This window comes from Mesorhizobium sp. M7A.F.Ca.CA.002.04.1.1, from assembly GCF_004022805.1.
In the GTDB taxonomy this organism is placed as follows: Bacteria; Pseudomonadota; Alphaproteobacteria; order Rhizobiales; family Rhizobiaceae; genus Mesorhizobium; species Mesorhizobium ciceri.
The window spans coordinates 1-431 of sequence record NZ_RZPL01001329.1; the positions used below are offsets into that span (position 1 = coordinate 1).

The following is a 431-nucleotide window of genomic DNA, read 5'->3' on the forward strand; positions in this document are numbered from 1 at the left end:
GTAGGGGAGTAGGGGAGTAGGGGAGTAGGGACGGATGACCGAAAAAACAGGGTCCTACAAGGACTTGCTGGTTTGGGAGCAGGCGATGGATCTTGCGGTGGCGGTCTACGGTGCTACGAAATCCTGGCCCAAAGAAGAACTTTATGGACTGACCAGCCAAGTGCGGCGCTCTGCAACGTCGGTGCCGGCGAACATAGCCGAGGGGTATGGCAGGGAAATTCGAGGCTCCTATCTGCAGTTTCTCCGTATTGCCCAAGGATCATTGAAGGAACTGGAAACTCAGCTTCTGATTGCTGAACGTATTGGCATCGCGCCGAAAGCGACGTCCGGCCCATTGTTGGCGAGTACCGAAAGTGTGGGAAAGCTTCTTCGACTTCTCATCCGTAAACTTACAGCCGAATAGCCTCCCCTATTCCCCTATTCCCCTATTC

General features: G+C 54.3%; 1 protein-coding gene. It reads left to right on the plus strand.

The features are described 5' to 3' along the window. The first annotated feature begins 34 nt into the window (after positions 1-34). Entirely contained in the window at positions 35-403 is a 369-nt protein-coding gene (locus ENZ75_RS34045) for a four helix bundle protein (RefSeq protein ID WP_063170070.1), read from the plus strand. Positions 404-431 lie beyond the last annotated feature (28 nt).

Bases quoted from the DNA above. Each gene is read 5' to 3' on its own strand.
- ENZ75_RS34045 (WP_063170070.1), top strand. From the start codon at position 35: ATGACCGAAAAAACAGGGTCCTACAAGGACTTGCTGGTTTGGGAGCAG.